The organism is Accumulibacter sp., assembly GCF_031732815.1.
Lineage (GTDB): Bacteria > Pseudomonadota > Gammaproteobacteria > Burkholderiales > Rhodocyclaceae > Accumulibacter.
The window spans coordinates 1-4,932 of record NZ_JAVMKF010000058.1; the positions used below are offsets into that span (position 1 = coordinate 1).

Sequence of the window (4,932 nt, forward strand, 5' to 3'; positions counted from 1 at the left end):
GGAGAACCCGCATGCAAAAGCCACTTGCCACCGTCGCCGTGCTGGCGCTGATCGCCGGCGCTTGTTTACCTGCGCTCGCGTTCGCCCAGAATCGGCCACATTCCGTTCCGCTGTATGGGCCACCTGCCGGGACGATGGTCGTCGGTGGCGCTGTCCGGCATGGCGGTGCTTATCGCCACGGGCCGCGCGTTGGTGTCTACTTCGGCACGCCCTTCGTCTGGGGATGGTCATGGGGATGGCCTGGGTATTATCCGCCAGCCGTTGCCTACCCGCAGGTCGTCACGCCGCCGGATGTGGTGTACGTCGAAAAGGGCGATGACGAGCAGCCTGCACCGCCTGGTGCCGAGGATGTGCTTGAACCCGGCTACTGGTACTACTGTCGCGAGCGCGCCGCCTACTATCCGGCGGCCAGGCAGTGCCCGAGTGGCTGGGAGAAGGTTCCGCCGATCGGGAAGTAGGCTGTTCGGGCGCGCCGGCGCCGCTTGGCATCACCCGGCGAGCGCCGCGAGCAGCTTCTCGTGGATGCCGCCGAAACCACCGTTGCTCATCACGACGACATGATCTCCGGGCTGCGCCGCCGCGGCGATCCGCTGGACCAGACGCTCGAGGTCGTCGTCGACCACCGCCTTGTTGCCGATCGGCGCCAGCGCCTCGGCGGCATCCCAGCCGAGCGCGTGCGCGTAGCAGAAGACCAGGTCGCTTTCGGCCAGACTTTCAGCGAGTCGCGCCTTCATCACGCCGAGTTTCATCGTGTTCGAACGCGGTTCCAGCACGGCCAGAATGCGCGCCGGACCCAGCTTGCTGCGCAGGCCGGCGAGGGTGGCGGCAAAGGCGGTTGGATGATGCGCGAAATCGTCATGAACGCTGACCCCGCGCGCGGTGCCGCGCAGTTCCAGGCGGCGCTTGACGTTCTCGAAGCGGGTGAGCGCCGCCAGACCTCGCGCAATGGGCACTCCAGCGTGGCGTGCGGCGAGCAGCGCGGCGAGCGCGTTGCTGCGATTGTGTTCGCCGGCCAGTGGCCAGGTCGTCTGACCGACGAGCTCGTCGCCCTGCAGAACGCGCAACGAGGCGTCGGCCTCGCTGCCTTCGACGCGCCAGCCGCTTGGGTCGTTGAAGCGCTCGGCCGGTGTCCAGCAACCGCGCGCAAACACCCGCGCGAGGCTTTCAGCGCCGGCATTGGCAACGATCAGGCCGTTGCGTGGCAAGGTGCGTACGAGATGATGGAACTGCGTTTCGATTGCTTCCAGGTTGGCGAAGATGTCGGCATGGTCGAACTCGAGATTGTTCAGGACGACGGTCTTTGGCCGGTAGTGCACGAACTTCGAGCGCTTGTCGCTGAACGCAGTGTCGTATTCGTCCGCCTCGATGACGAAGAACGGCGAACCGGCACCCGGCAAGCGCGCCGACGCGCCGAAGTTCATCGGCACACCGCCGATCAGGAAGCCCGGATTCAGTCCGGCGTGCTCGAGTATCCACGCCAGCATCGCCGACGTCGTCGTCTTCCCGTGCGTTCCTGCCACGGCCAGCACCCAACGCCCGCGCAGAATGTGCTCGGCGAGCCATTGCGGGCCGGAGGTGAATGGCAGTGCGCGGTCGAGGATCGTCTCGAGCAGCGGGTTGCCGCGCGAAATGGCGTTGCCGACCAAGTAGCAATCGGGCTCGAATGAGGTCTGCGCCGCATCATACCCTTCGACGACTTCGATCTCGGCCGCAGCGAGTTGCTGATTCATTGGTGGGTAGAGGTCGCTGTCGCAGCCGGTGACACGATGTCCGGCGGCGCGCGCCAACTGTGCTACACCGCCCATGAAGGTGCCGCCGATGCCGAGAATGTGAATGTGCATGTGCCGAATCCAGGTAGAATGGGGCTGTGGGACGCGCGATTGTACTCCGGTCGGCGTGTCCTTTTGTCTTTCCTGCTGGTAATGGCACTCACCGCCTCTCACTCGACGCCGCCATGAACCGCCGAAACGAGCGTCGGCGCAGTGCCGCGCCCCGCCGCATCGCCGCCCTTGCCGCGCGCCTGATGGCCGAGGATGGTCTGAGCGACTGCGCGCTCGCCAAACGCAAGGCCGCCCGTCAGCTTGGCCTGCCCGAGAACGTCGGTCTGCCGGATGATGTCGAGGTGGAAGACGAGTTGCGCGCCTACCAGCGTCTCTTCCAGGATGACGAACAGCACGGCAGAACGCTCGAACTGCTGCGCACGGCGGCGCGTCTGATGCGCCTTCTGGAGCGCTTCAATCCCTATCTGACTGGGCCCGTCCTGCTCGGCCTGGCCGGTCGTCATGCCGAGATCGACCTCCAGCTCTTTGCCGACAGCGCCAAGGACGTCGAGGTCTTTCTGCTCAACGAGCGGGTGGCGTTTCGCCACAGCCAGCCGCGCAGCGAGCGCGCCGAGGCCGTTCTGACGACGATGAGCGGCCAGGCAGCGGTCAATCTGGTTGTCTATCCGCAGGTCGAAGAGCGCAGCAGTTTCAAGACGCGCGATGGCCGGGTGCGCGAACGCGCGCGGCTCGACGCGGTGCTGCGCTTGCTGGCCGAGCACGAGGCGATCGTGGACTAGTCAGCAGTTGTGAAGAACTCGTCGCGCGCAGTATGCTTACCGGTTTGCAGCCGCGCGCTGGCGCAGGGCGCTTGCGGGTGGCCCCGTGCCGCGGCGAGAATAAGGAGGAGCGATGAGCAGACAGATCGTTGTTTGCATGGATGGCACGTGGAACGATCCCGTCGAGCAGACGAACGTCTACCGGCTGTTCCAGATGTTGCCCGGCGACGAGCGGCAGGTTGAGGAACGCGGGCCTATCCGTTCGCATCTGGTCAAGCACGACGAGCAGGTGACAGCCTTCTACCTGGAAAGCATAGGCAGCGGCGGACGTTCGCAGGGATTGCTTGGCGGCACGCAGGGGATCGGTCTGCACGACTGCATGATCGACGCCTACGTTCTCGTTTCGCAGGTCTATCAACGCGGCGACAAGATCTGGTTGTTCGGCTTCTCGCGCGGCGCCTGGGCGGCGCGCAGCCTGGGGGCCTTCATCGCCCGTTCCGGGTTGATCCCGGGCGTCGATGCACAGGACGATAGTGCGGCCGATCTGGCCGAGAAAGTCTGGCTGGACTACAAGGACGGGCGTGGCATGAAACGGGGTGGGCGCTTCTGGCGGCACCACGACGAAACGCCGATCCGCATGATCGGGGTCTGGGAGACGGTCGGCGAATTCGGCGTGCCGCTGTTCAACGGCATGCGCCTGGCCGATCGGGACGAACTCGACTATTTACGCTTTGCCGACCGCGAACTCAGTCCGCGCGTCGAGTTTGCCCGTCAGGCGTTGGCCATCGACGAAGATCGCCTCGACTTCATCCCGACGCCGTGGGTTGAACGTCAAGGGATCAGGCAGGTGTGGTTCGCCGGCGCGCACGCCGATGTTGGTGGTGGCTACGCCAACCGTGGTTTGTCGGACATCGCGCTCGAATGGATGATGGAAGATGTGAATGCGCTCGACGCTGGCCTGCAACTCTCGCCCAGTCGGCTAAGTCAGGCGCTGGCGCCGGATTGTCTGGTCGATCGGCACGACGAAACGCGTGCGCTGGTCTGGCGCACGCGCCCGAGCAAGGAACGCAGGATCCCCGAGGACGCTGAACTGCATCCCAGCGTTCTGCAGCGGCTGAGCGAGCGGGCCGATTATCGGCCGAAGGCGCTGGCGCATTTTCCGGCCTGCGCCCCGTTCTATGCCGAGGACGAATTGCGTCTGGAGGAAGTCGTCGACCCGGAACGGGAAGCGCTGCCTTTCCGCAAGCTGCCGATCGACGGTTCGACGCGTTTCCCGGTCTACGCCGACAAATGGTGGAATGCCTCCGGTGTCGAAGTCGAGGTGGGAGAAAAGTACCGCATTGAGGCCAGCGGTGAGTGGATCGACAAGGGAACACCGGCCGGCGCTGATGGCTACGAGTCGAAAGCCTGGCTGCTGCAATTGGCGGAAGGCAGCCGCCGAGTCGAGGAAAGGCCTTGGTTTTCGCTGGTTGCAGCGATCCATCCGCGGCCTGATCTGGAAGCCAACAACCCGGATTCTGACAACATGTTCGCCGGGCTGATCGAAAGCGCGATCAGCGGTGTGGCGCGCATCGATGACGAAAGCAGCCTCATTCCGACGCCCAACGGCAGCGAGATCGAGGTCCTGGAGCCTGGTTTCCTCTACTTTTTCGCCAACGATTCGGCGTTCTCCTACGGCAACAACAACGGCTTTCTCAAGGTTGAAGTCACGCGTCTGCCGTGGTCGGCCGACGTCGATCAGAAACCGCTGCCGACGCTGCAGTCGGTTCCCGGCAGCCTGGAAGTGAAGCTCTACTACGCCCCCGGCACTTGTTCCCTGGCGCCGCACATCGCCCTGCGCGAGGTTGGCCTCGATTTCGATCTGGTGCGCGTCGACCTCCATCGACGCACGCTGGCCGACGGCACTGATTTCACAGCGATCAATCCCAAGGGCTATGTTCCTGCTCTCGAACTCGAAGACGGCGTGTTGCTCACCGAGGTTTCGGCGATCGTTCAGTACATTGCTGATCGCATTCCGGAGAGCGGTCTGGCGCCGCGTCCCTATACGCTGGAACGTTACCGCTTGCAGGAATGGCTGGGCTTCGTCAGCAGCGAACTGCACAAGGCTTTCGTTCCCCTGTTCCGGGCGGAAACGCCGGCGGACTACAAGCGGCTGGTGCGCGAACAGATCGTCGCGCGGCTGGGCTACGTTGCCGCGCACCTGGCCGACCAGCCGTACTTGCTCGGCGAGCAGTTTTCGGTCGCCGACGGCTACCTGTTCACCGTTCTGAGCTGGAGCAGCGCGGTCGACATCGAGCTTGCGCGCTGGCCGGTACTGCTTGCCTTTCACGATCGTGTCGCCCGTCGGCAGAGTGTCCGTGAGGCTTTGGCGGCGGAAGACTGACGGCGGCCGG

4 protein-coding genes are annotated in these 4,932 nt (G+C 64.7%); 3 read left to right on the plus strand and 1 reads right to left on the minus strand.

The window, feature by feature from the left end; translation table 11 throughout:
- Positions 1 to 458 (plus strand): hypothetical protein (locus tag RKP46_RS04925; protein WP_311105592.1); only part of this gene is annotated, 458 nt, incomplete at its 5' end.
- 30 nt (positions 459 to 488) lie between these two features.
- Here the strand turns inward: RKP46_RS04925 and mpl are convergent.
- Positions 489 to 1,841: a UDP-N-acetylmuramate:L-alanyl-gamma-D-glutamyl-meso-diaminopimelate ligase gene (gene mpl / locus RKP46_RS04930; protein WP_311105593.1), complete on the minus strand. Its 1,353-nt coding sequence runs from the start codon at positions 1,839 to 1,841 to the stop codon at positions 489 to 491.
- 113 nt (positions 1,842 to 1,954) lie between these two features.
- On the opposite strand from mpl, the gene RKP46_RS04935 reads away from it, so the two are divergent.
- A complete protein-coding gene (locus RKP46_RS04935; RefSeq protein ID WP_311105594.1) occupies positions 1,955 to 2,560 on the plus strand; it encodes a hypothetical protein in 606 nt (201 codons plus the stop codon).
- Between the two features lie 112 nt (positions 2,561 to 2,672).
- Positions 2,673 to 4,922: a glutathione transferase GstA gene (gene gstA / locus RKP46_RS04940; RefSeq protein ID WP_311105595.1), complete on the plus strand. Its 2,250-nt coding sequence runs from the start codon at positions 2,673 to 2,675 to the stop codon at positions 4,920 to 4,922.
- Positions 4,923 to 4,932 lie beyond the last annotated feature (10 nt).